This window comes from Desulfobaculum xiamenense (assembly GCF_011927665.1).
In the GTDB taxonomy this organism is placed as follows: Bacteria; Desulfobacterota; Desulfovibrionia; order Desulfovibrionales; family Desulfovibrionaceae; genus Desulfobaculum; species Desulfobaculum xiamenense.
On the sequence record NZ_JAATJA010000002.1, the window covers coordinates 808,341 to 829,760 of the forward strand.

A 21,420-nucleotide genomic window follows, 5' to 3' on the forward strand; every position below is an offset into this window, starting at 1 on the left:
GAGTGGGCCGATTTTAGCGTATCTGGCCGGAAGCGATGGGGTTGTCGCGATGAAATGCGGGAGAAAGGAGGGCGCTCGGAGGAAGGCAGGGAGCATGGGGCGAAAATTTCCGCGTCCGAGAGGGAAAAAGGGGGGATTTTCCTGAAAAGGGCCCGAAAGTGGGCCGAATGTCTTGAGTGGTTGCCGGGGGGCGGGGTCAGTCTCCGGGGTGGCGCTCGTCGGGGGCGGGGGCGTCCCAGACTGGGCTGTCGAAGAGATTGCCGAGGATGGTGTCCGAGACGATCATGCCGGTCTTGGACAGACGCAGGTGGCCCTGACTGAGGCGGACAAGGCCGTTCTGACGCAGGGCCTGCACCATGGGGCCGAAGTCCTTGAGGAAGTCGCGGCCCGTGGCGCTGTGGTAGTCGGCGAGGTGCAGACCGCGCGCGGTGCGCAGACGCAGCATGACCATTTCCCTCGCGTGGGTGGCGGCGTCGAGGGCTTCGAAGTCGCCGCCGAGGGTGCCGGATTCGATGGCACGGGCGTAGGCCTTGGGTTCGGTGGGGTTCTGCCAGCGTCGCGCGTTGAGCGTAGACACGGCGGAGGGGCCGATGCCGAGGTAGTCCTCGCCTTCCCAGTAGCCGAGGTTGTGACGGCTGGTGAAGCCCATGCGCGCGAAGTTGGAGATTTCGTACTGGAGGTAGCCTTCGGATTCCAGATACTCCGCGCCGTGGATGAACATCTTGGCCTGTTCCTGCTCGTCCACGGGCGTGATGTCGCCGGTGTCGAGCATGTGCTCGAAGGGCGTTCCCGGCTCGAAGGACAGGCCGTAGCAGGACATGTGCTCCGGTCGCCAGCGCACGATTTCACGGAGCTGGTGGAGCCACGTGGCCAGCCGCTGACCCGGCAGGCCCCAGATGAGGTCCACGCTGATGTTGGCGAATCCCACGTTGCGGGCGAGGTCGAAGGCGCGGTGGGCGTCGGCTGCGGTGTGCGGGCGGCCGAGGAGGGTGAGCATGGCGTCGTCGGTGCTCTGCACGCCCATGCTCAGGCGGTTCACGCCGAATCCCATGAGTCCCTGCAGATAGGCCCAGTCGGTCAGCGATTCCGGGTTGGCTTCGGTGGTGAATTCGAGGTTGGGGAGCAGGGTGAAGGATTCGCGGATGGCGGTGACGAGGCGTCCCCACTGCGGTAGCGGCAAAAGGCTCGGCGTGCCGCCGCCGAAGAAGATGGTGCGGATTTCAGGATGCCCAAGGGTGCGCCCCCAGTGGCGGATCTCGCGCTCGGCGAGCGTGGCGTACGCGGCCAGATCGCCCTTGGCGGGAACCGTGGAGTGGAAGGCGCAGTAGCGGCACTTGCGCCGACAGAAGGGGACGTGCACGTAGAGGAGCATGGCGTCTTTGGGCTGTGGTTGGTGTGTTCGCGGGGCATCCCGTTGGGACTCTGCATAGGCCGGAGCGGCTGGTCCTGCAAGGGGAAAACCGAGGGGCGTTTTGCGTCGGTCAGCCTCGGCGGGGGCGCGTCTTCCTGCGTGGGGCGCGAGAAGTGGCCGAGCGCGGGGGCGGGCCGGGGGAGAGGAAACCCATCGCCATGATGCCGAGGACTGCGGCCACTGCGCCATGGGCCAGCGCAGGCAGCACGAAGACGAGCATCCGGTCGCCGAAGTCCGTGGACAGGATGCCAGTCGTTCCGGCGTCCACGTGGGGCGAAACCCATGTGTACAAGCTGTAGGCGTACGCGCCGGAGGTCAGCTTGAGCAGGCCGTAGAAGATGGCGCAGTGGACGAGACCCCACACGGTGCCACGGAGTGCTCCGTAGCGTCTGGCCGTGGCCCAGCCGAGGATGAGCGCGGGAAATCCTGCGGCGGCGATGGCGGCATAGCGGGGCCACGCCGTGGGGCCGAGGAAGAGCGTTGCGATGTAGAGCGTTTCGTCCACGTCCGGATGATGTCGTTTCGGGGGCGGGCCGGATCAATCCGGGCGCAGGCCGTCCCTGTAGCGTTCGTTCTCACTGTAGAGACAGCCGCAGTACTGTTGGCGGTAGATGCCCCATTCCTTGGAGATGGCGATGCCTTCCTTCCAGCCCTCGCGGAAGTCCTGATAGTGGAACTTGGCCGGACATCCCGTCTGCAAATCCCGGCAGAGGGCGGCGATCATGTCGTGCTTCTGGAACTTGCTATAGAGCAGGGTGGTGCTGAAGAAGTCGAAGCGTCCGCGCCCGGCGATCTGCGCCGTGCGTTCGAGGCGCAGGGAGTAGCAGTGGAAGCAGCGGTTGGCCTCGCGGAAGGTCACTGCGCGGAAGTAGGCCTGCGGGTCGTACTCCGAGTCCTTGACGATGATGCGGATGCCGAGGCGTTCGGCGACTTCGATGGCACCGTCCCTGCGGCGCAGGTATTCGCTGAGCGGGTGGATGTTGGGGTTGTGGTAGAACCCCGTCACCTCGAACCCCGCGTCCTGAAGGCTTTTGACCGGCGTGATGGAACACGGGCCGCAGCACATGTGCAGGAGGATTCTGGGCATGTCGAGTCCTGTTGAAAGCGCGGTGCCGGTCGGGACCGGCACCGCGCGGTAATGCTATTCGGGGAGCACGGAGAGGGCGACGGCGAATTCCGTCTCCAGCTCAAGCAGCTTGGAGCGCTTGGTGTTGGAGAGGTAGGCGGCCAGTTCGGCGGGGCAGCGGTACTCCACGCTGCCGCCGGTACCGTTGGCACGAAGCTTCCGGTAGATTTCCTTGAGGGCCTGCAGGGCCTGCCATTCGAGATTGCGCCGGGTGCCGGTGCCGTTGCAGCAGGGGCAGGGCTCGGTGCTCACGGCCAGCGCGGACGAGCCGAGGCGCTGGCGCACCATCTCCATGAGGCCGAAGCGGGACAGACGCCCCACGTCCGTGCGGGCGCGGTCGATCTTCACCGCTGCGCGCATGGTCTTTTCCACGTCGCGGCAGTGGTTCTTGTCCTTCATCTCGATGAAGTCGATGACGATCTGACCGCCGATGTCGCGCAGGCGCAACTGGTGCGCGATTTCCTCGGCGGCCTCCATGTTGGTCTTGAGCGCCATTTCGCGGAAATTCTTCTTGCCGCCGATCTTGCCGGAGTTGATGTCCACGGCGGTGAGGGCCTCGGTGGTGTCGATGACCAGCCGTCCGCCCGAGGGAAGAACCACCTCGCGGTCGTAGAGCGACTGGATCTGCTTTTCGACGTTGAAGCGATCGAAGAGGCCCCGGTCGTGGTCGGTGTGCTGCTTCACGAGGTTGAGGCGGCGCGGGAAGACCAGCGACACCATCTCGGCCACATTTTTGGCCGTTTCCTCGTGGTCCACCCAGATTTCGCCGATCTCGCTGTTGAGGTAATCGCGCACGGCGCGGGAGGCGAGGTCCATCTCCTGATAGACGAGGGACGGCGACTCCTGCGTGGGAACCTTGTTGACGATTTCCTTCCACAGGCGCTTGAGGATCTTGAGGTCCTTGGTCAGGCGAGTCTTGCTTACACCCGCTGCGGCGGTGCGCACGATGACACCGATGGCCGGGCCGAGGTTCTGCTCCTCCACCACGCTGCGCAGCATGGTGCGTTCGGTTTCATCCTCGATCTTGCGGGAGATGCCGATTTGCTCGCGGCCGATGGTCAGCACGAAGTAGCGGCCGGGAAGGGAGAGATAGGTGGTGACGAAGGCGCCCTTCTTGCCGGTGGGCTCCTTGACGACTTGCACCAGCACTTCGTCGCCGGGGCGCAGGACTTTCTGGATGGGCGGATACTTGAAGCCCTTCTGGGGCTTCAGGTCGGTGTGGTAATATTCGGGGTGGACCTCGTCGATCTGGAGGAAGCCGTTGCGCTCCGCTCCGTAGTTGACGAAGGCCGCCTGAAGGCTGGGGTCGATGTTGTTGATGACGCCCTTGTAGATGTTTCCCTTGGTCTTGGCCTGGTGGAGCATCTCGACGTAGTATTCGTCGAGTTTGCCGTCTTCCGTGATGGCCATTTCGACCTGTTCGCCCGGCAGGACGCTGATGAACATCCGCTGCCGTTTGCTTTTCGCCATGTAGTTTGCCTCTGCGTAGAATTTTTGCCGGATGCGGCCGTGCGCGGGGGCTTTGTGGCCGGGCTAGTCCTTTTAGGCCTTGTAGAAGGGATCGTCCCCGTCCGTTTCGACGAAGATGCGCCCTTCCTGCTTGAGCGCGTCCAGAGCCTGCGTGACGCTGTCGAGTGACAGGTCGAGCGCTGTGGCCAGTTGACGCGCCGTCTGCGGCCTGCGGGACACGGAACCCAGCACGAGTTCCTGCACGGTCCGGATGGGAAGGTCGCGCCCCTTCCGGGGGGCTTCCTCCGCAGCATCCGTTGAAATATCATGAATCCCACGGTGGGATTCTGTAAGCCTTGCTGCCTGCCCGTGTGATGCCGCCTCTGCGAGGTCCTTTCGCCACAGGGCGAGAACCTCGGGGGACACGGGCGATGCCGCGCGCAGCGTTCCGGGGCGGGTCATGGTCACCACATCCACCCGGTCGGGTCGGAGCTGGGCGATGAACTCCCGGAGCAGCGAGCGGTTTTCGTCGCTGTCGTTCACATCCTTTACAAGAAGCACCTCAAGGAAGATGCGTCCTGCGAATTCGGCGCGGAAGTCGAGCAGTCCGCGCGTGAGGGATGCGATGTCAATGTCGGAGTGCGGCCTGTTCAGGCGGCGCATCTCCTCGGGGACGAGGGTATCAATGGACGGGAGTACCACGTCGGCTCGGGCCATCTCGCTGCGGACCTGCGCATCATGGAGCAGGGTGGAGTTGGTGAGCACGGCGACGGGCGTGTCTGGAAAAATTTTCTTCGCACCTTCGATGATGCTGCCCATGTCGCTGTTCAGGCTCGGTTCACCCCGCCCTCCGAGGGTGACGAAATCGGGCGTGCGGCCGTCCTCGTCCTTCCAGCGTGCCAGCTCGTCCAGCACGTCGTTGGCGGGAACGTAGGGTTTGCGCCGCATGGTGAGGCGTGTGGTTCTGCCCACCTCGCAGTAGATGCAATCGAGCGAGCAGATGGCCTCGCCCAGAAGATCCAGCCCGAGGGACAGCCCAAGCCTGCCGGATGTGACCGGCCCGAAAACGTATGTGTACCCCAACGTCGCGTTTCCCCTTATACTCGATTTGTACGCGGTGGGAAAGAGGCTTGACTTTCCTACCCGGTAACCATACCTCACAAGTCCTTTTGGAGGACATTATGCTCGAACCCGGTCAACTGGTACTGCTCATCAGCCCGAAGGGCAAGCGTTACATGAAGGTGTTGGACCTCGAACAGGACCTGCACGTGCAGGAGGGAATCCTCTCCATGGCCGATGTGGCCGCTGCGGAGTTCGGTTCCGTGGTCTACACGCACCTCGGCAAGCCGTTTCGGCTGGTCCGTCCCTCGCTGGCCGACATGGTCAAGGGCGTGCGGCGGCAGACGCAGGTGCTCTACCCCAAGGAGATCGGCTATCTGCTGGTCAAGCTGGGCATCGGTGCCGGCAAGACGGTCATCGAGGCAGGCAGCGGCTCCGGCAGCTTCACGGTTGCGCTTTCGCACACCGTGGGCAGCACTGGCCGCGTCTACACCTACGAGCGACGTCCCGAGTTCGCCGAACTGTGTCGGAAGAATTTGGAGCGCTACGGCCTCGCCGGGCACGTGGAACAGGTCGTGGGCCATGACATTGCCGACGGCTTCGTGAAGAACACCGCCGAGGCGGGCACCCTCGCCGATGCGCTGTTCCTCGACGTGCGCACTCCGTGGGAGTACGTGCACCACATTGCGAGCGCCATCAAGCCCGGTTCTCCCGTGGCTTTCCTGCTGCCCACCATCAGCCAGGTGAGCGATCTGCTCAAGGCCCTCGAAGTCGCGCCGTTCGCGGACGTGGAGGTGCTGGAGGTGCTGGTGCGCCGTTGGAAGACTGTGCCCGACAGGCTCCGCCCCGAGGACCGCATGGTCGCCCATACCGGCTTCCTCGTTTTTGCGCGCCATCAGGAGCGTATGGACGAGTTCGAGGCCCATCGCACTCTCGGTACCCGCGAGCGCAAGCAGGAGGCCGCCCGTCTGGAGCGCCTTGGCGAGGGCGGCGAAGCCGCTGAAGCTCCGGAGTCGGAGGACGAATAGGGCCGGTTTGAGGCGTTTGGCGACTGAAAACGCCGATTTTTTCCCGTGACGGACGATTCGCTTCGACTTCCCCGGTGATGCCGGAGAAGTCGAAGCGTTTTGCCGTTTTTCTGCGTCATGGGTTGAACTGAGCTGCGGAAACATGATATTTCCGCACTCGTACAGCATGCATTTTTCACGCATTGTTCAATCAATATAAGACGAGGTAAGAACATGACCCGCAAGGACCGTACCGAAGGCATCTACAGCCGACGCGAGGTGCTGGACGAGTCTGAACGACGCCAGTACTACCAGATTCAGCTCAAGGAGCTGTTGTCTTACGCGTACCGGTATTCGGAAGACGTCAAGAAGCGCTTCGACCGTGCACAGTTCAACGTGGACAAGTTCAAGTCGCTCTCGGACCTGAAGCACATCCCGATCATCAAGAAGAAGGAACTCATCTTTCTTCAGTCCATGGGGCCTCGTCTTGGCGGGCTTCTGACCAAGGACCTCGGCGAGCTTCGCCGCGTGTTCCTGTCTCCCGGTCCCATCTTCGATCCCGAGGATCGCGGAGAAGACTACTGGGGATGGACCGAAGGCTTCTACGCGGCCGGTTTCCGCTCCGGTGACCTCGCGCAGGTGACCTTCAACTACCACCTCACCCCCGCCGGTCTCATGTTCGAGGAGCCGCTGCGCAACCTCGGCTGCGCCGTGGTCCCCTCCGGTCCGGGCAACACGAGCACCCAGCTTGAAATCATGCAGAAGCTGCGCAGCACCGGCTATGTCGGCACGCCCAGCTACCTCATGCATCTGGCCCAGAAGGCCGAAGAGGCGGGCATCAACCTGCGCAAGGACCTCTTCCTCGAAGTCGCGTTTGTCACCGGTGAGAAATTCTCCGAGAAGATGCGCGCCACCATCGAGAAGAAGTTCGACCTCATCATGCGCCAGGGCTACGGCACCGCCGACGTGGGCTGCATCGGCTACGAATGCTACCACTGCAACGGCCTGCACCTCGCCAACCGCGCCTTCGTCGAGATTTGCCATCCTGACACCGGCATTCCGCTCAAGGACGGCGAAGTGGGCGAGATCGTGGTCACGGCCTTCAACCGGACCTATCCGCTCATCAGGCTGGCCACGGGCGACCTGTCGTACATCGACCGCGCGCCCTGCGCCTGCGGCCGCACCTCCCCGCGCCTCGGCAGCATCGTCGGCCGCGTGGACACCACCACCCGCATCAAGGGCATGTTTGTGTACCCGCATCAGGTGGAGCAGGTGATGGCCCAGTTCGACGAGATCAAGCGTTGGCAGATCGAGGTCACCAACCCCGGTGGCATCGACGAGATGACCCTGCACGTGGAGGCCAGCAACTTCACCCGCTCGGAGGAGCTGCTGCACAGCTTCCGCCAGCAGATCAAGCTGCGCCCCTCGCTCAACGTCGTCGCGCCGGGCACCCTGCCCGCGCAGATCCGTCCCATCGAGGACAAGAGGAAATGGGACTAGTCCCGTCACGCCTCGCTAAAGCACTCATTCGCGCAGGGGCCGCCGCCGTCGTGGCGGTGGCCCTTTGCGCATGTGCACGCACGCCCGCCGATCCCGTCGGCGGCGTGGTGCGCCCCGCCGTTGTCGCTCCCGCCATGCCCGGCGAGATGTTCGACGCGACGGGCGGCCCGCTGAGTATGCGGGACTTCGTGCGGCGCGCCCTCGACGTCCGCTACGTCCTTCTTGGTGAGGGGCATTCGTCGGCCTGCGACCACGCGGTGCAGGCCGAGGCCATCGCGGCCATCGATTCCGCCGCCGTCGCCGCCGGACGTCCGCGTCCCGTCGTGGGGCTGGAGATGGTCCCGCGCGAGCGGCAGGATGTGCTCGACCGTTTCAACGCCGGGGAACTGTCCGTCGAGGAGCTGCCCACGGCGCTCGATTGGCCGAACGTGTGGGGGCATCCCTACGCGCTGTACGAGCCGGTTATCCGCGCCGCGCGAGAGCGCGGGCTGCCGCTGGTGGCGCTGAACGTGCCGCTGCGGCTTGTCCGGGCCGTTTCGACGTCGGGCCTTTCCGGGCTGGACGCCGGGGACCGCGCGTTGCTGCCGGACGTCATCATCCCCCCGCGCGAGGACCAGCGCGAATCCCTGCGCGAGGAGTTCGAGCGCCATCGCATGATCATGAATCGCAAGGGCGCGACGGACGATGCCCTCGAACGCTTCATGACCTCGCAGTCCCTGTGGGATTCGGCCATGGCCGGTGCCGCCGTGGAGGCGTACCGCGCGTGGTCGCGTCCGGTGGTGGTCGTCGTCGGGTCCGGGCACGTGGAATACGGCTGGGGCCTCGGCTACCGGCTGTCGGTCCTCGATCCCGGCGCGAAGGCGCTGTCCGTCGTGCCGTGGCGCGGGGTGGAGCCTGTGGACCTTGCGCAGGCCGATGTCTTCTTTTATTGCGCATTGACCCATGCCAGCCGCCTCGGCTTCAGCGTGGAGCTGCAAGCCGGCGGAGCCGCCATCACTGCGGTGGAGCCGGATTCCCGCGCCGCAAAGGCCGGGCTGGCCGTGGGCGACGTCATCACCGCCGCGCAGGGGATGACGGTCGTCGAACTGTGGGTGCTGCACAAGGCTGCCATCCGCGCCTCGCGCGAGGACGACGGACGTCTGCGCCTCGATGTGCGCCGCGACGGCGCGTCCCGCGAAATCATCATTCAACTCACCAGATCCCGTCCGGGAGGGGGCTCGGCCCCGGAGGCGGACGGACCGAAATAGCATGCCCGAACTTCCAGAAGTCCAGACCATTGCCCGCGGCCTCATGACCGAGCTTCGCGGGCGGCGCATCATGTCCTTCGAACTGCTCTCCTCGGGAGCGGTGGAGAAGGGGCGTGGTGCGATGTCCCCGGCCCAGATGTCCCGATACCTGCCCGGCGCGCTCATCCGTCGCGTGTGGCGCAGGGGGAAGATGCTGTGCATCGACCTGATCACCAAGCGCGAGCCGCTGTTGCACATGTGCTTCCACCTCAAGATGACCGGAAGGCTGGTCGTTGTGCCCGCCGGGAGCGAACCGGACAGGCACACGCGCATCGTCTTTCGGCTCAATGACGGCCGCGCCCTGCATTTCGCGGACGCCCGCAAGTTCGGCTACTGCCGCGTCATGGCCCCGGACGATCTCGACCGCTGGCCCTTTTACGCGACGCTTGGCCCCGAGCCGCTGGAGATTGGTGAGGACGCCTTTCTGCGGCTGTTCGAGGGACGGCGCAGTCAGGTGAAGTCCCTGCTGCTCGACCAGCACTTCATCGCGGGAATCGGCAACATCTATGCGGACGAGTCCCTGTTCCGGGCTGGCATCCTGCCTCATGCGCAGGCGGACTCCGTGGAGCCGCAGCGGCTGCGTGCCCTGCACAGCGCCATTCACGACGTGCTGACCGAGGCCATCGCCGCCAACGGCAGTTCCATCAGCGACTACCGCGACGCCCACGGCGATTCCGGAGCCTTCCAAAACGATTTCAGGGTTTACGGCCGCTACGGCGAGCCGTGCCGCATTTGCCAAACCACGCTTGAGCGGCGTACAGTGGCGGGCCGCACGTCCACCTACTGTCCCACGTGTCAGCACTGACACGAACGGAATTCGCATGAACAGCCACACTCGTGGAATCGCCCGCAACGCGGCCGTCGTGGGAGGAGCAACCCTCATCTCCCGCATCCTCGGCTTCGCGCGCGATCTCATCATCGCCTACGCCCTCGGCGCAGGCCCCATCGCCGACGCCTTCTTCGTGGCCTTCCGCCTGCCGAACCTCATGCGACGGCTGTTCGGCGAAGGCTCGCTGACCATGGCCTTCGTGCCCGTGTACTCCCGCATCCGCGAGGAGCAGGGGCCTGCGGCGGCCTTCGCCATGGCGCGTTCGGTCCATGTGTGGCTGGCCATCATCCTCGGCGTCGTCACTGCCTTGGCGCTCGTTTTCGCGCGGCCGTTGACCATCGCCATCGCTCCGGGCTTCGCGTCGGACCCGGCGCAACTCGCGCTGACCACGGACCTCGTGCGCATCTGCTTCCCGTATACGGTGTTCATCTGCGGCGTCGCGCTGTGCATGGGCATCCTTAACGCGGAGGGGCATTTCCTCACGCCCGCGCTGTCGCCCTGCGTGCTGAACATCGTGCTCATCGCGGCGGCGCTGTCCGCCGTGTGGCTGGACCTTTCCGTGCCGCATGTGCTGGCGTGGGGCGTTTTGGCCGCCGGCGTTCTGCAATGGGTGTTGCAGCAGCCGTCCATGCTGTCGCGCGGCTTCCGCTGGACCGGGACGTGGAGCTTCAACGACCCCGGCGTGAAGCGCACCGGGCGGCTCATGCTGCCCACGGTGTTCGGCGCGGCCGTGTACCAGATCAATATTCTCATCGGTACGCTGTTGGCCTCGCTTCTTCCGGCGGGCAGCATTTCGTATCTGTACTACGCGGACCGGCTGGTGCAGTTCCCGCTTGGCGTGTTCGGCGTGGCCGTGAGCACCGCCGCGTTGCCGAGCCTGTCGCGGTTGGCCGCGCGTTCGGACATGGAGGGCTTTCGCGAGGCGCTCAACGCCAGCCTGCGTCTGACGCTGTTCATCGCATTGCCTGCGGCTGCGGGACTCGTGGCCCTTTCCGAACCCGTGGTCCAGCTCCTCTTTCAGCGCGGAGCCTTCGAGGCCGAGGCCGTGCGGGCCACGGCGCTGGCCTTAGTAGCCTACGGACTGGGGCTTCCCGCCTTTGCGCTGGTTCGGCCGCTGGTTTCGGCCTTCTACGCCCTTGAGGACACGCGTATGCCCGTCATCGCCGCCACGCTCAGCGTGGCCGTGTATGTGGCCTGCGGCGTGGCCATGATGCAGGGGATGGGGCACGTGGGCCTCGCGTTGGCCACCACCGTCTCCTCGTGGTTCAACACCTTTTTCCTGATGTGGGCACTGCGGCGCAGGCTGGGGCAGTGGGCGGACTGGCACCGCGCGTGCGTCGCCTTCACGCTGCTTGGCGTAGCCATCGGCCTTGGCGCATGGGCGACCACGGGCATGGGAGTGTGGGCCGTGGCGTTCATCCCCGTGTGGGCCGTGGCCTACGCCCTTGGCGCGCTGGCGTTTCGCGTGCCCGAGGCCACCATGATGGCCGATGCGCTACGGCGCAGAATCGCCCGATAGGCCCGTATTTCCTTTCCACCTCTAGCGCGTGCCGCGTCGGCGCGCATGCGGACACCGGCGGAGAACGCAATGCACGAGATCGTCCTGATCAGGATTTCCGGGGATGACAAGCCCGGCATAATGAATTCGCTTACCGGCATCCTTGCCTCGTACGGGGTGCGGATTCTGGACATCGGACAGGCCGTCATCCACAACACGCTCTCGCTTGGCCTCATCATCGAGATTCCCCGCGAGCAGGGCTCTGCCCCCATCCTCAAGGATCTGCTGTTCAAGGCGCACGAGATGGGTGTGGGGCTGACCTTCGAGGCCGTGGCCCCCGAGCGCCACGAGCAGTGGGTGGGCGCGCAGGGACGCAGGCGGCATATCGTGACCCTCATCTCCCGCGAGATCACCTCGCGCCAGATGGAGCGCGTGTCCGGTGTGCTGACCCGTCACGGTCTGAATATCGACTTTATCTCGCGCCTGTCCGGTCGCATCTCCCTCGAACGCCCCGACGCGCATCCCCGCGCCTGCGTGGAGTTGTCCGTGCGTGGCGAACCGGCGGACATCGCCGCCATGCGCGCGGAGTTCATGGACATTTCTCGTGAACTGGGCGTGGACATCGGCCTTCAGGAGGACAACGTCTACCGCCGCAACCGTCGCCTGATCTGCTTCGACATGGACTCCACCCTCATTCAGGGCGAGGTCATCGACGAACTGGCGCGTCGGGCTGGTGTCGTGGACCGCGTGTCCGCCATTACCGAGTCCGCCATGCGCGGGGAGTTGGATTTCCGCCAGAGCCTGCGCGAGCGCGTAAGCCTGCTCGAAGGTCTGGACGCCTCGGTGCTCTCCGAGGTGGCCGAAAGCATTCCTCTCACCGAGGGGGCGCGGCGGCTCATCGGCACGCTGAAGAATCTGGGGTACAAGATCGCCATCCTGTCCGGCGGGTTCACCTACTTTGGCGAGCGCCTGCAACGAGAGCTGGGTGTGGACTACGTGTACGCCAACGAGCTGGAGATCGTGGACGGCAGGCTGACTGGGCGCGTGGTCGGCGAGATCGTGGACGGGGCGCGCAAGGCGCAACTGCTTCAGGACATCGCCCGCAGGGAGAACATCGACCTGCAACAGGTGGTGGCCGTGGGCGACGGTGCCAACGATCTGCCCATGCTCAATCTGGCCGGGCTCGGCATCGCCTTCCACGCCAAGCCCATTGTGCGTCGCGGGGCGCGGCAGGCCATCTCCACCCTCGGGCTGGACGGCATTCTGTATCTTCTGGGCCTGCGCGACCGCGAGGCGCTGGACTAGCCATGCCGGAATTCCGCACTGCGGAGGACGCCCGCGCGCATTTCCCGCGTGGGCTTGTCCAGCCCGAAGGCGGATTCCGCTTCTCGGCGGACGCGCTGCTTCTGGCCTGCTTTGCGGGACCGGGAGCGGCGCGGCGCATCGCCGACCTCGGCGCGGGCTGCGGGGTGGTGGGGTTTGGTCTGCTTCTGCGTGACGAGGCCGCCACTGCCACGGTGACCGCCGTGGACATCAACCCGGACATGCTCGCCGCGCAGCGGGACAATGTGAAGCTGCTGGGCTTCGGCGAGCGGTTCGAGGCCGTGGAGGCCGACGTGTCCGCCATCGGCGCGTCGGGGCTTGCGGCGCAGTCCTTTGATCTCGTGGTCTGCAATCCCCCCTATCGCGAGACCGGGACCGGGCGGCGGCCGGCGGATGCCGGGCGCGACGCCGCACGCTTCGAGGTGCGTGCGCAGGTGGGGGATTTCGTGGCTGCGGCTGCGCGTTTGGTGCGCAACCGGGGGCGGGTGTGCTTCATTGGGCTACCGGAGCGGCTGCCCGAACTGTTCGCCGATTTCCGCGCGGCGCGCCTTGCGCCAAAGCGCCTGCGCATGGTGCATTCGCGAATTGGCGAACCGGCGCGGCTGGCGCTTGTGGAGGGGATGCTTGGCGCTAGTGCCGGACTGATCGTCGAGCCGCCCCTTGTGCTCTATGAGGGCACAGGCAACGAGTCGTGCCTGTGCGCGGACGCGCTGGCCTTTTGCCCCTTCATGGCCTGCAACGCCGGGCGGCGCGGCTAGGATTTTCTTCTTCGACCCGGAACGCAACGCGTTTCTCGTCCCTCTCGCGGGTGGGCCATTTCGGCCGTCAGTCCCACACCACCCTGTTTCGTCCCTTCTGCTTGGCAACGTAGAGGTTGCGGTCCGCGCGGCGCAGGGCGTCCTGCAGCGAGTTGTCCGTGTCCGATAGGGCCGTGAGGCCTATGCTTGCCGTGAAGTGGATGCTTTTGCCACCGCTTGCGACCGGCGTGTTCTCCAGCCGGGAGCGGATGCGCTCCGCCACGTCGCGGGCCGCGTCGGCCGGGGTTTCCGTCAGCACGGCGGCGAATTCCTCTCCACCCATCCTTCCGAACACGTCCGTCTCACGAATGGTATCAAGACAGGCCTGCACCATGGCGCGTAGCACGTCGTCCCCGGCGTGGTGGCCATAGGAGTCGTTGATGCCCTTGAAGTGGTCGAGGTCGATCATGAGCACGGCCAGAGGGCGACTGTAACGCCGCGCGCGGACAAGCTCCTCCTCAGCTTTCTCCATGAAGCGCCTGCGGTTGTAGGCTCCGGTCAGCGAGTCGCGCGTGGCCATGCGTCGCAGGTCTTCCTCCATGCGCCGACGTTCGGTGATGTCCTCGAACATCCAGACCGACCCCTCGTTGGGGTGTGACGGATCGAGTGCGCGCCCCGTGAAGCGGCACCAGAAGGACTGATTGTCTCCCCTGCGCAGCGGGAGAGTGGTGTCGTACAACTCGCCGCGCGCGATGGCCTCGTAGGCCGAGATCCCGAATGCCTCGTAGGTGGCGTCGTCCATGTGAATGATGCGTGTTGGCGCATTTAGAATCTCCGCTTCGGTAAGGCCGGTCATCTCCATCATGCGGCTGTTGACCCACTGGAAGCGTCGGTGCTTGACCAGCGCAATGCCCATGATGCCGTTTTCCAGCAGAACCTGCTGCATGCGGTTGGTGCGCAGGAGTTCGTCTTCCAGCTCCTTGCGCTGGGTGACGTCGTCGAAGAGCCACAGCGAGCCCTCGTCCGGCTTGGCGGGGTCCAGCGCCGTGCCCATGAGGTGGGCCCAATACAGTTGACCGTCGGGGCGGATGAGCTGGTGGATGGCGTCGTACATGTCGCCTCTGCCAAGCGCCGTGTAGGCGTATTGCCCGAATGCCTCGTGTACGTCGTCGTTCGGGAAGATGATGCGCGTGGAATGGCCGACGAGTTCGTCCTGCGAATATCCCGAGAGGGCGAAGACGCGTTGATTGGCCCACTGGAGTTGGCGGTGCTTCACGAAGCAAATGCCGACCATGCGGTTCTCGATGATGAGCTTCTGGAAGGCGAAGGCGTCGTGGAGTTCCTGCTCCATGCGCTTGCGGTCGGTGATGTCGTCGATGATCCAGATGACGCCGCGCCCGAGGCTTGGCGGGGTGGTGCGGTCCACCGCCGCGCCGGAGAGTGTGCACCAGATGGGCGTACCGTCCTTGCGGCGTAGCTGGTACTCCACCTGGAGCTGTGCGCCGGAGACGAGCTTTTCGTAATGAAGCGTCCCGAATTGGGCGAAGCTTTCCTCCGAGGTGTGCACATGGAAGACGCTTAGCCCGATCATGTCGTCGATGGAGTCGTAGCCGAAAATTTCGGCGAGCTTCGCGTTGCCCCCGGCGATGAACCTGTATCCGCGCAGATACATGATGCCGACCTGACTGCTTTCGAGAATGGTTTGCAGCTCGCTCAAGGCGTCACGCAGTTCGCGTTCGGCGCGCACGCGGTCCGTGACGTCGTTGATGATGGAGTAGAGCACGTTGCGTTCGCCCATATGGAAGGGTACGGCCTGCACCTCCACGTCGCGCACTTCTCCGGAAGCCAGCCTGTTCTGGACGTGGAAGACGTTGCGGGACGAAGAGACCGCATCCCGCATGTACTCGCCGAGAACCTCCGGGGGCGCGGTGTCCAGATTCGTCACGGACATGCCGCGTAGCTCCTCCGGAGAGTAGCCGTAGAAGTTCGAAGCGGCAGGATTCGCCTCGATGATGGTGCGCGTGTTGGCGTCCGCGAGGACCATCACTGCCGGATGGCACTCGAACATGGTGCGGAATTTCCGTTCGCTCTCGAGCAGTGCGGCCTGCGAGCGCTTGAGCTTCGCGTACAGGCGCAGGACATGAAGCCCACCCGCGGCGAAAATGCCGAGGATGAGCAAAGTGAGGCCGATGATGTGCCAGTACTGTTGGATGACGGCAATCGGGTCGACGTGTTGGGCTGTTTTGTAGGGGCCAAGGTGCAGTGCGTCGAGCAGGTCGTGGACGGGGGCGTAGTTCTGCGGTGGGGACCAGCCGGACAGTCCTGCTGCGCGCGCCGCTGGGTGGTGGGCCGAGAGGGAGAGCAGCGCCGCGTCCACGCTGATTGCCAGGTCCTGCGGCGTGTGGGCCAGACGCGCCAAGGGCCATTCGGGGTACAGCCGCGTACTGACGGGGAGTGGAAAGGTTGGGTCCGCGGGTGTGAGTGGAGGCAGAATCCTGAAGTCGCGCAGGGATATCTTCTGTTCATGCGACATGCGCTCCAGCGTGCCGGTGCGTACGGTGGCGGCGTCGACCTCTCCGCGCAGGACGGCCATGACCGCCGCGTCGTGCGTTCCGGCGAAGTCGATGCGTTTCAGGTGACGCTCGGGCGTGATGCCGATCACCGCGAGTTCCCGCGCAAGCGCCCGCCATCCGCCGAGGGAGTCCGGATCGACGGCTGCGATTGTTTTGTCCTTGAGGTCGGAGAGTGTCTTGATGTCGTCGCGAAATGCGCGTGTGACGACGACTCCGCCGAAGTGGGAGATTGGGACGTCGCGGTACGTCTCGGTGATGGTGAGCATGGCGCTTGCGCCGTTGCTCATTTCGAGTTCGACGTACATGGACGGATTGCACAGGATGAAGTCCACCTGCTCCGAGGTGACGGCCCCGTGGATTTCGTGGAAGGTGAGGGGCACGATGCGGAAGACGTGTCCGGGGATGGACGACGAGAGATAGGCCGCCGTGAGATCCCATCTGCGAAGCGCCTCGGCTGGTCCGCGTAGCGCAAGCACGCCGATGCGTACGATGGGCTGCTCATGGGCGGACGCGGGGAGCGCCACGGCCCACAGCGAGAGCAGCGCAAGGCAGAGGATGGCGAACTGGCGGCGTGGGTTCATGGACTGCCCGCAGGGGTTGAGGTTCGGCTACGGGACAGGGGCATGTCTGAATCCCGGCGGAAAGAAACCGTGGACCGGGGGCATGAGCGCGCCCGTGCGCCGTTGCGGCGCGCTGGTGCGCACGCCGCAGAGTTGTTCATGGAGAGTAGCAGAAATCGCCTGCGCAATAAATATCTGGCGGTGCTGAAAGACCGCAGGCCGAGGAAATTTCGGTGCCGCAGGGCGCGGATTGGTGGAAAAGGGAGGCCGCGCCGGGAACCCGACGCGGCCGTTTTTTTTACTGTTCCGCGGCGATGTGGTGGACGTCCTCGCGAAGGATGTAGAGGACCTTGTAGCGATTGCCGAGGTCTTCCAGCATGACCTTCTGCAGGGCCTTGTCCATGTCCTGCACGCGCACGAACACCCGGCGCGTGGGTGCGCCTTCCGGTTCGTAGGACGTGAGGATGCTCATGATGCGGGCTTCGTGCGAGTTGAGAAATTCCACGAGGGCGGCCATGGTTCCGCGTTCGTCGGGCAGTTCGATGCCGAACTGGAATCCGCCGTGGAGCACGCCGGTGATGGAGATGAGCACGTCGAACACGTCGGACTGGGTGATGACGCCCACGAGGACGTTGTCGCCCTCGACCACGGGCAGCCCGCCGATCTTGTGGCGCTGGAGCAGCACGGCTGCCTTTTCCACGGAATCCTGCGGGGTCACGGTCACCAGCTTGGTGCTCATGATGTCTTTGACCTTTATCTCGGAGAGCAGGTAGTACAGCTCGTGAACGTCCAGCGTCGTCGCCTTGGACGGCGAGGCCTCCTTGAGGTCGCGGTCCGTCACCACGCCCATCAGACGGCCGTTTTCGTCGATCACCGAAAGGCCGCGCACATTGGCGTCCTTCATGATCTTGGATGCGCGCATCATCGAGGTGTCGGGGGTGACGGTGACGAGATCCCGGCTCATCCAGTTGCCTACGAGCATGTATGGCCTCCTTTTCGTCCGGCCGTTGCGCATTGCCGCGTGCGGTCTTGGCGATGCACTGGCGGATCGTTGCGTCTGCTGGTGCGTTGCTGAACCATGTGAATGTCCTACACTGTAAAGTTGCACAGGTCGCCCGTGTTTTCAAGACCAATTTCGGGAGCTTGCGATGCTCTGCGGCCTGTTGGGGAAATGTCATGACCATGTTGTACATCGATTGCGGATTCGGCATCGCGGGGGACATGTTCCTTGCCGCGGCGGCCGGTCTCGGCGTTGATCCCGCTCCCGTCGCGGAGGCATTGCGTGGCGCGGGCATCGACGTGCGGGTGTCCGCGCCGGTTTCGCGCGTCAACGGCTTTGCGGGGCGAAGGCTCGCCATCGACTGCGAAGCGTCCCAGCCACTGCGGCATCTGCCGGACATCGCGGGGGTTATCCGGCGGCTCAGGCTCAATGCCGAGGTACGTGAGTGCGCGCAGCGGGCCTTCGTGCGGCTGGCGGAAGTGGAGGCCGGGGTGCATGGCGTGCCCGTGGACCATGTGCATTTTCACGAGGTGGGGGCCGTGGATACCCTCGTTGACGTGGTTGGGGCGTTTTACGCGCTGGCGGAGCTTGGGGTGGAGCGGACGGTCTGTTCGCCACTGCCATGGTTCAATGGACGGGTGGAGTGCGCCCATGGCGTGCTGCCGCTGCCCGCGCCCGCCACGCTGGAGCTCATGCGCGGCAAGCCCGTGCAGCCGACGGATTTCGGGCAGGAGATCGTCACGCCAACGGGGGCGCTCATCATCGATCAGGTGGTGGATGGGTTTGTGGCCGGGCCGCGGGGCGTTGTGCGCTCCACGGCCACGGGCTTCGGTACGCACGACCTCGGGCCGGACAATCGCGGCCTGCGGTTGGTGCTGCTGGATGACTGGACGGGCGAGGAGCGGTCCTAGAGGACCAGCCCCAGATACCAGTTCATGATCGCGTGCCCGGCGGTGATGGTCAGCGCGGTGCCGATACACAGGAACGGGCCGAAGGGTAGGGCCGTCTGCATGCCCACCTCCGCGCCACGTAGGCGGATGCCGAGGGCGGCGGCCAGCGCGGCGAAGCACGAGAGCAGGATCGTGAGCGGCAGCAATGACAGGCCCGTCAGCGCCCCGAGGCAGAGCATGAGCTTGATGTCGCCGGTGCCGAGACCTTCGATGCCGCGCACTTTCCTGTAGGCCACCTGCAACAGCCAGAATAGGCCCGCTCCGGTCGCCGCGCCGCCGAGGGATTCCAGGGGCGGCATGTCGAGCACAAGGATGGACGCCGCTGGAGCCAGCACGGCCAGCGGTAGGGTCAGCGAGTCGGGTAGGATGAAGCTGTAGAGGTCGATAAAGCTCGCCGTGGCGAGGATGATGCCGAAGGCGAGGTACACCGCGAAGTGCGGTCCCGCGCCGTAGCGCACCGCCAGCGCAAGGGCCAGCACGCCCGTGGCCGTGGCCACGCAGGGCACGAGGGCCGGGCCGGGGGTGTCGTATTCGTCGTCGGGCAGGGTGCGCAGGTAGCGTCGGACCATGGCCGCGCAGGGGACGCCGAGGGCCAGCCCCAGCAGCAATGCCGCCGCCGGGAAGAGAACGTGTGCGGATGTCATCGGTTTCGAGTCCAGTTGGATGTCAGTTGAGTAGTCGTTCGAGTCTGTCCTCGCGCCGGAAGGGAATGCGCTGGTCGCCGGTCTGGAGGTCGCCGTCGAGCAGCACGCGTGTGTAGAAAAAATTCTTGCGCAGTTCCGCCGTTCCCCGCGCGCGTAGTCGCAGCGGTTCCTCGGCGGCCACCTTGCGGATGAGCACGTTCTTGCCGTTCAGGTCCGCACCGATGTTCAATCCGCGCGCTTCGGTGCCGTCCGGCAGGGTGAGGCTTTCCGCCGTCAGTTCGATGTTGCCCGCGTTAGGGTAGCCCTCGAAGCCCGTGTTCCAGCGGCAGTCCGCCGAGACGTTCAGCACTCCGGATAGTCCCCTGCCTTCGAACAGCCGCGAGAGTTCGGCCCCGCCATTTACCACGAGCGTGCGGCCCCGGAAGAGGTCCGCGCGAAGCTCCGGTCCTGTCACCAGCACCAGCCGCGCAAGGGGCGCAAGGCCCAGTTCGAGGCGTGCCTCGTCCATACTGGTTTTGGTGCGCCCGAAGTCGATGTCCAGTCCTCGGATCGTCAGGGGCGTGAAGCCGATGGCGAAGCGCACTTCGTCCGCAGAGAAGCGGGCGGTGTGCGTGAAGCCCTGCACCTGCGCCAACCTGAACCGGAACGCTCCCGCTTCGTCAAGTTCTTTCCACGATGCCCGCACGTTGGGCATGCGTTCCAGCGCGGAGCCGAGCGCCATGTTCCAGACGGTGGGCCATGGGGTGAAGAGGATGAGTCCGGCCGTGAGGGCCGCAGCGAACAGCAGGGTCATGCCGGTGCCGCGCAGCAGGCCGCCGCGTTTCTTTCGCTGTGAGAGCAATATCGTCTGTGCCATGTGTTTTCCCCGTCAACGGACAAGTATGAGTTGCATGTCGGCAAGGGCCGGGTTGTCCATCCGCTTGTTGAGCGAGCAGGAGACGACCTGCAGGCCCACCCTGTCCCGCAGGTTCTTCAGCAGGTCGAGGGTCTGGGGCAGGTTCAGGCTTTCGAAGACCATCTGGATGCCGTCGCTGCCGTTGGCCGCAGGGGTGGGGCGGATGGCCGCCAGATGAGCGTCGAGCGTCAGGTCGCGGGTGACCTTGCGTGCGGCGGCCAGCGGCTCCATGGATTCGAATTCGGCCCGCTGGGCCTTCATGTAGGCGACCTCGCGCACCAGCGGGGCCGCACGGGCGTAGCGTTTGTCGACATCCGCGATGCGTTCGCGCGCGGAGCCGGACGCCTGCGTCAGCACCAGCCACACGCACGCCAGCAGCACCGCCCATAGACCGAGGGCGGCCATGGCGGCGCGGTCCGGATGCTCGCTGACGAATTCGCGCAGAAGGGGCAGATCGGGAAGTTTCATCGCCACCTCATGGTTGTTGCGGGGCGACCTTCATGGAGAAGGTCACGCCGTTTGGTGCGTTGGTCGCCTGTTCGAGCGTGAAGGCGTAGGCGGTTTCCGCCTTGAGTGCGTTGAGGAAGCCTTCCACGGCGTCGTAGTTCGCCGCCGTGCCCCGGAGTGTGCCCTTGCCCGGCGCGAGGCTGAAGGAGTCGATGAGCATGCCGCTTGGCGCGTGTCGGCTGAGTGCGCCGAGCAGGTCCAGAACGTCGAAGCCCGCCACTTCGCTTCCCTTGAGGGAGGCGTGTAGCGAAACGAGGCTACGCTGGGGCGTGGGGCCGGGCGAGGGGCCGAGGGCGTCCGTGTAGAGTTTGGCGAGGGCCGCCTCGCGGGCGTTGGCCTCGGTGGAGAGCGTCATGTAGTCCCGCGCGGCCACGCCGATGACCAGCGCTGCGGCCACGGTCACCGCAGCGAAGCCGATGACGGCCTGCCGCAGGCGGTTCGTGCTCCCCGCGTTCTGTCGCAGAGGCAGGCGCAATTCCGTCCACAGTTCGCGCTGTGGACCGATGGCGGCCAGCGCCTCGCGCCAGTCAATGCGTTTCGGGGGCTGCACCGGGCTGCGGCGTTCGATTTCCTCGCGGTCGCTGGCGCGATGCAGCCGACCTTCGTGGGCGAGGAGCATGGGCGAGGAACCGTTGACAATGGCCCATGACTCAAGGCCGTTTTGGGCTGCGAAGGCGCATCCGAGCATGAACTTGGAGGTGACCACGGTGGCGGCGTCGAGCACCGCCGCGTGCTGTTTCCAGAAGTCCGGGAGACCCGGTCCGGTCACGAAGCCCACCGCCCCGAGCTGCCCCGTGCGCAGGATGCCGCGTTGTTGGGTGCCCTCGGGCTGGGGGAAGAGATGTTCCATGCGCAGCATGCAGGCGGCATCCATGGCCCGCCGCTTGCGCAGAGTGATGTCGTCCGGCCGGAAGAAGAAGAGATGCTCGTCCGGGATGATTGCCATGACCGGGGGCATCGGCTTGTCCGTGGGTGCCTCGCACGAGGCGACGCCGGAGGCGTCCACGCGCTCCCAGATTTCGCGGTCGCCGTCGAAGTGCAGGGCGTAGAAGCGTTTTGGGGCCAT

19 protein-coding genes are annotated in these 21,420 nt (G+C 65.3%); 8 read left to right on the forward strand and 11 right to left on the reverse strand.

The features are described from left to right. Positions 1–196: 196 nt before the first annotated feature. The 5 genes from hemW to GGQ74_RS11485 form a co-directional block, all read right to left on the reverse strand. Complete coding sequence (gene hemW / locus GGQ74_RS11465) at positions 197–1,372, reverse strand: radical SAM family heme chaperone HemW (RefSeq protein WP_167941677.1); 1,176 nt, start codon at positions 1,370–1,372, stop codon at positions 197–199. A gap of 109 nt (positions 1,373–1,481) precedes the next feature. Beyond that, entirely contained in the window at positions 1,482–1,916 is a 435-nt protein-coding gene (locus tag GGQ74_RS11470) for a hypothetical protein (RefSeq protein ID WP_167941678.1), read from the reverse strand. A gap of 33 nt (positions 1,917–1,949) precedes the next feature. Then, positions 1,950–2,498: an epoxyqueuosine reductase QueH gene (locus GGQ74_RS11475; protein ID WP_167941679.1), complete on the reverse strand. Its 549-nt coding sequence runs from the start codon at positions 2,496–2,498 to the stop codon at positions 1,950–1,952. 54 nt (positions 2,499–2,552) lie between these two features. Continuing rightward, the gene (locus GGQ74_RS11480; RefSeq protein WP_167941680.1) at positions 2,553–4,007 is read right to left on the reverse strand and encodes an Rne/Rng family ribonuclease; all 1,455 of its coding nucleotides are present in this window, start codon (positions 4,005–4,007) and stop codon (positions 2,553–2,555) included. Between the two features lie 72 nt (positions 4,008–4,079). Beyond that, on the reverse strand, positions 4,080–5,069 hold the full coding sequence (locus tag GGQ74_RS11485) for a radical SAM protein (RefSeq protein ID WP_167941681.1): 990 nt from the start codon (positions 5,067–5,069) through the stop codon (positions 4,080–4,082). Positions 5,070–5,167: 98 nt separating this feature from the next. Between GGQ74_RS11485 and GGQ74_RS11490 the strand changes: the two genes are divergently transcribed. The 7 genes from GGQ74_RS11490 to GGQ74_RS11520 all read left to right on the forward strand — a co-directional run bounded on the left by GGQ74_RS11490 (position 5,168) and on the right by GGQ74_RS11520 (position 13,246). Beyond that, positions 5,168–6,073 carry a tRNA (adenine-N1)-methyltransferase gene (locus GGQ74_RS11490; protein ID WP_167941682.1) on the forward strand — a complete coding sequence of 302 codons (906 nt, stop codon included), beginning with the start codon at positions 5,168–5,170 and terminating at the stop codon, positions 6,071–6,073. 213 nt (positions 6,074–6,286) lie between these two features. Continuing rightward, on the forward strand, positions 6,287–7,552 hold the full coding sequence (locus tag GGQ74_RS11495) for a phenylacetate--CoA ligase family protein (RefSeq protein ID WP_167941683.1): 1,266 nt from the start codon (positions 6,287–6,289) through the stop codon (positions 7,550–7,552). Continuing rightward, complete coding sequence (locus GGQ74_RS11500) at positions 7,543–8,799, forward strand: ChaN family lipoprotein (protein ID WP_167941684.1); 1,257 nt, start codon at positions 7,543–7,545, stop codon at positions 8,797–8,799. Before GGQ74_RS11495 ends, GGQ74_RS11500 begins: the two co-directional genes overlap by 10 nt. 1 nt (position 8,800) lies before the next feature. Then, the gene (gene mutM / locus GGQ74_RS11505; protein WP_167941685.1) at positions 8,801–9,643 is read left to right on the forward strand and encodes a bifunctional DNA-formamidopyrimidine glycosylase/DNA-(apurinic or apyrimidinic site) lyase; all 843 of its coding nucleotides are present in this window, start codon (positions 8,801–8,803) and stop codon (positions 9,641–9,643) included. Between the two features lie 16 nt (positions 9,644–9,659). Further along, positions 9,660–11,186, forward strand: a complete 1,527-nt coding sequence (murJ, locus tag GGQ74_RS11510) for a murein biosynthesis integral membrane protein MurJ (protein ID WP_167941686.1) — start codon at positions 9,660–9,662, stop codon at positions 11,184–11,186. Positions 11,187–11,255: 69 nt separating this feature from the next. After that, positions 11,256–12,470 carry a phosphoserine phosphatase SerB gene (gene serB, locus GGQ74_RS11515; RefSeq protein ID WP_167941687.1) on the forward strand — a complete coding sequence of 405 codons (1,215 nt, stop codon included), beginning with the start codon at positions 11,256–11,258 and terminating at the stop codon, positions 12,468–12,470. A gap of 2 nt (positions 12,471–12,472) precedes the next feature. Continuing rightward, positions 12,473–13,246 carry a tRNA1(Val) (adenine(37)-N6)-methyltransferase gene (locus GGQ74_RS11520; RefSeq protein WP_167941688.1) on the forward strand — a complete coding sequence of 258 codons (774 nt, stop codon included), beginning with the start codon at positions 12,473–12,475 and terminating at the stop codon, positions 13,244–13,246. Positions 13,247–13,313: 67 nt separating this feature from the next. Here the strand turns inward: GGQ74_RS11520 and GGQ74_RS11525 are convergent, their stop codons facing one another. Then, on the reverse strand, positions 13,314–16,379 hold the full coding sequence (locus tag GGQ74_RS11525; protein WP_167941689.1) for a PAS domain S-box protein: 3,066 nt from the start codon (positions 16,377–16,379) through the stop codon (positions 13,314–13,316). 277 nt (positions 16,380–16,656) lie between these two features. Then, positions 16,657–17,340 (reverse strand): CBS and ACT domain-containing protein, encoded by a 684-nt coding sequence (locus GGQ74_RS11530; protein WP_167941690.1) that lies wholly within the window; start codon positions 17,338–17,340, stop codon positions 16,657–16,659. A gap of 194 nt (positions 17,341–17,534) precedes the next feature. Between GGQ74_RS11530 and larC the strand changes: the two genes are divergently transcribed. Further along, positions 17,535–18,269: a nickel pincer cofactor biosynthesis protein LarC gene (gene larC / locus GGQ74_RS11535; RefSeq protein ID WP_167941691.1), complete on the forward strand. Its 735-nt coding sequence runs from the start codon at positions 17,535–17,537 to the stop codon at positions 18,267–18,269. Here the strand turns inward: larC and GGQ74_RS11540 are convergent. Genes GGQ74_RS11540 through GGQ74_RS11555 form a run of 4 tightly spaced genes read right to left on the reverse strand, consistent with a single transcriptional unit; the run spans position 18,266 to position 21,420 of the window. Beyond that, positions 18,266–18,952 carry a prepilin peptidase gene (locus GGQ74_RS11540; RefSeq protein ID WP_167941692.1) on the reverse strand — a complete coding sequence of 229 codons (687 nt, stop codon included), beginning with the start codon at positions 18,950–18,952 and terminating at the stop codon, positions 18,266–18,268. The two genes, larC and GGQ74_RS11540, sit on opposite strands and share 4 nt — an antisense overlap. A gap of 22 nt (positions 18,953–18,974) precedes the next feature. Next, positions 18,975–19,808, reverse strand: a complete 834-nt coding sequence (locus GGQ74_RS11545; RefSeq protein WP_167941693.1) for a hypothetical protein — start codon at positions 19,806–19,808, stop codon at positions 18,975–18,977. Positions 19,809–19,820: 12 nt separating this feature from the next. Next, a complete protein-coding gene (locus GGQ74_RS11550) occupies positions 19,821–20,315 on the reverse strand; it encodes a type II secretion system protein M (RefSeq protein ID WP_167941694.1) in 495 nt (164 codons plus the stop codon). Positions 20,316–20,322: 7 nt separating this feature from the next. Further along, on the reverse strand, positions 20,323–21,420 hold the full coding sequence (locus GGQ74_RS11555; RefSeq protein ID WP_167941695.1) for a PilN domain-containing protein: 1,098 nt from the start codon (positions 21,418–21,420) through the stop codon (positions 20,323–20,325).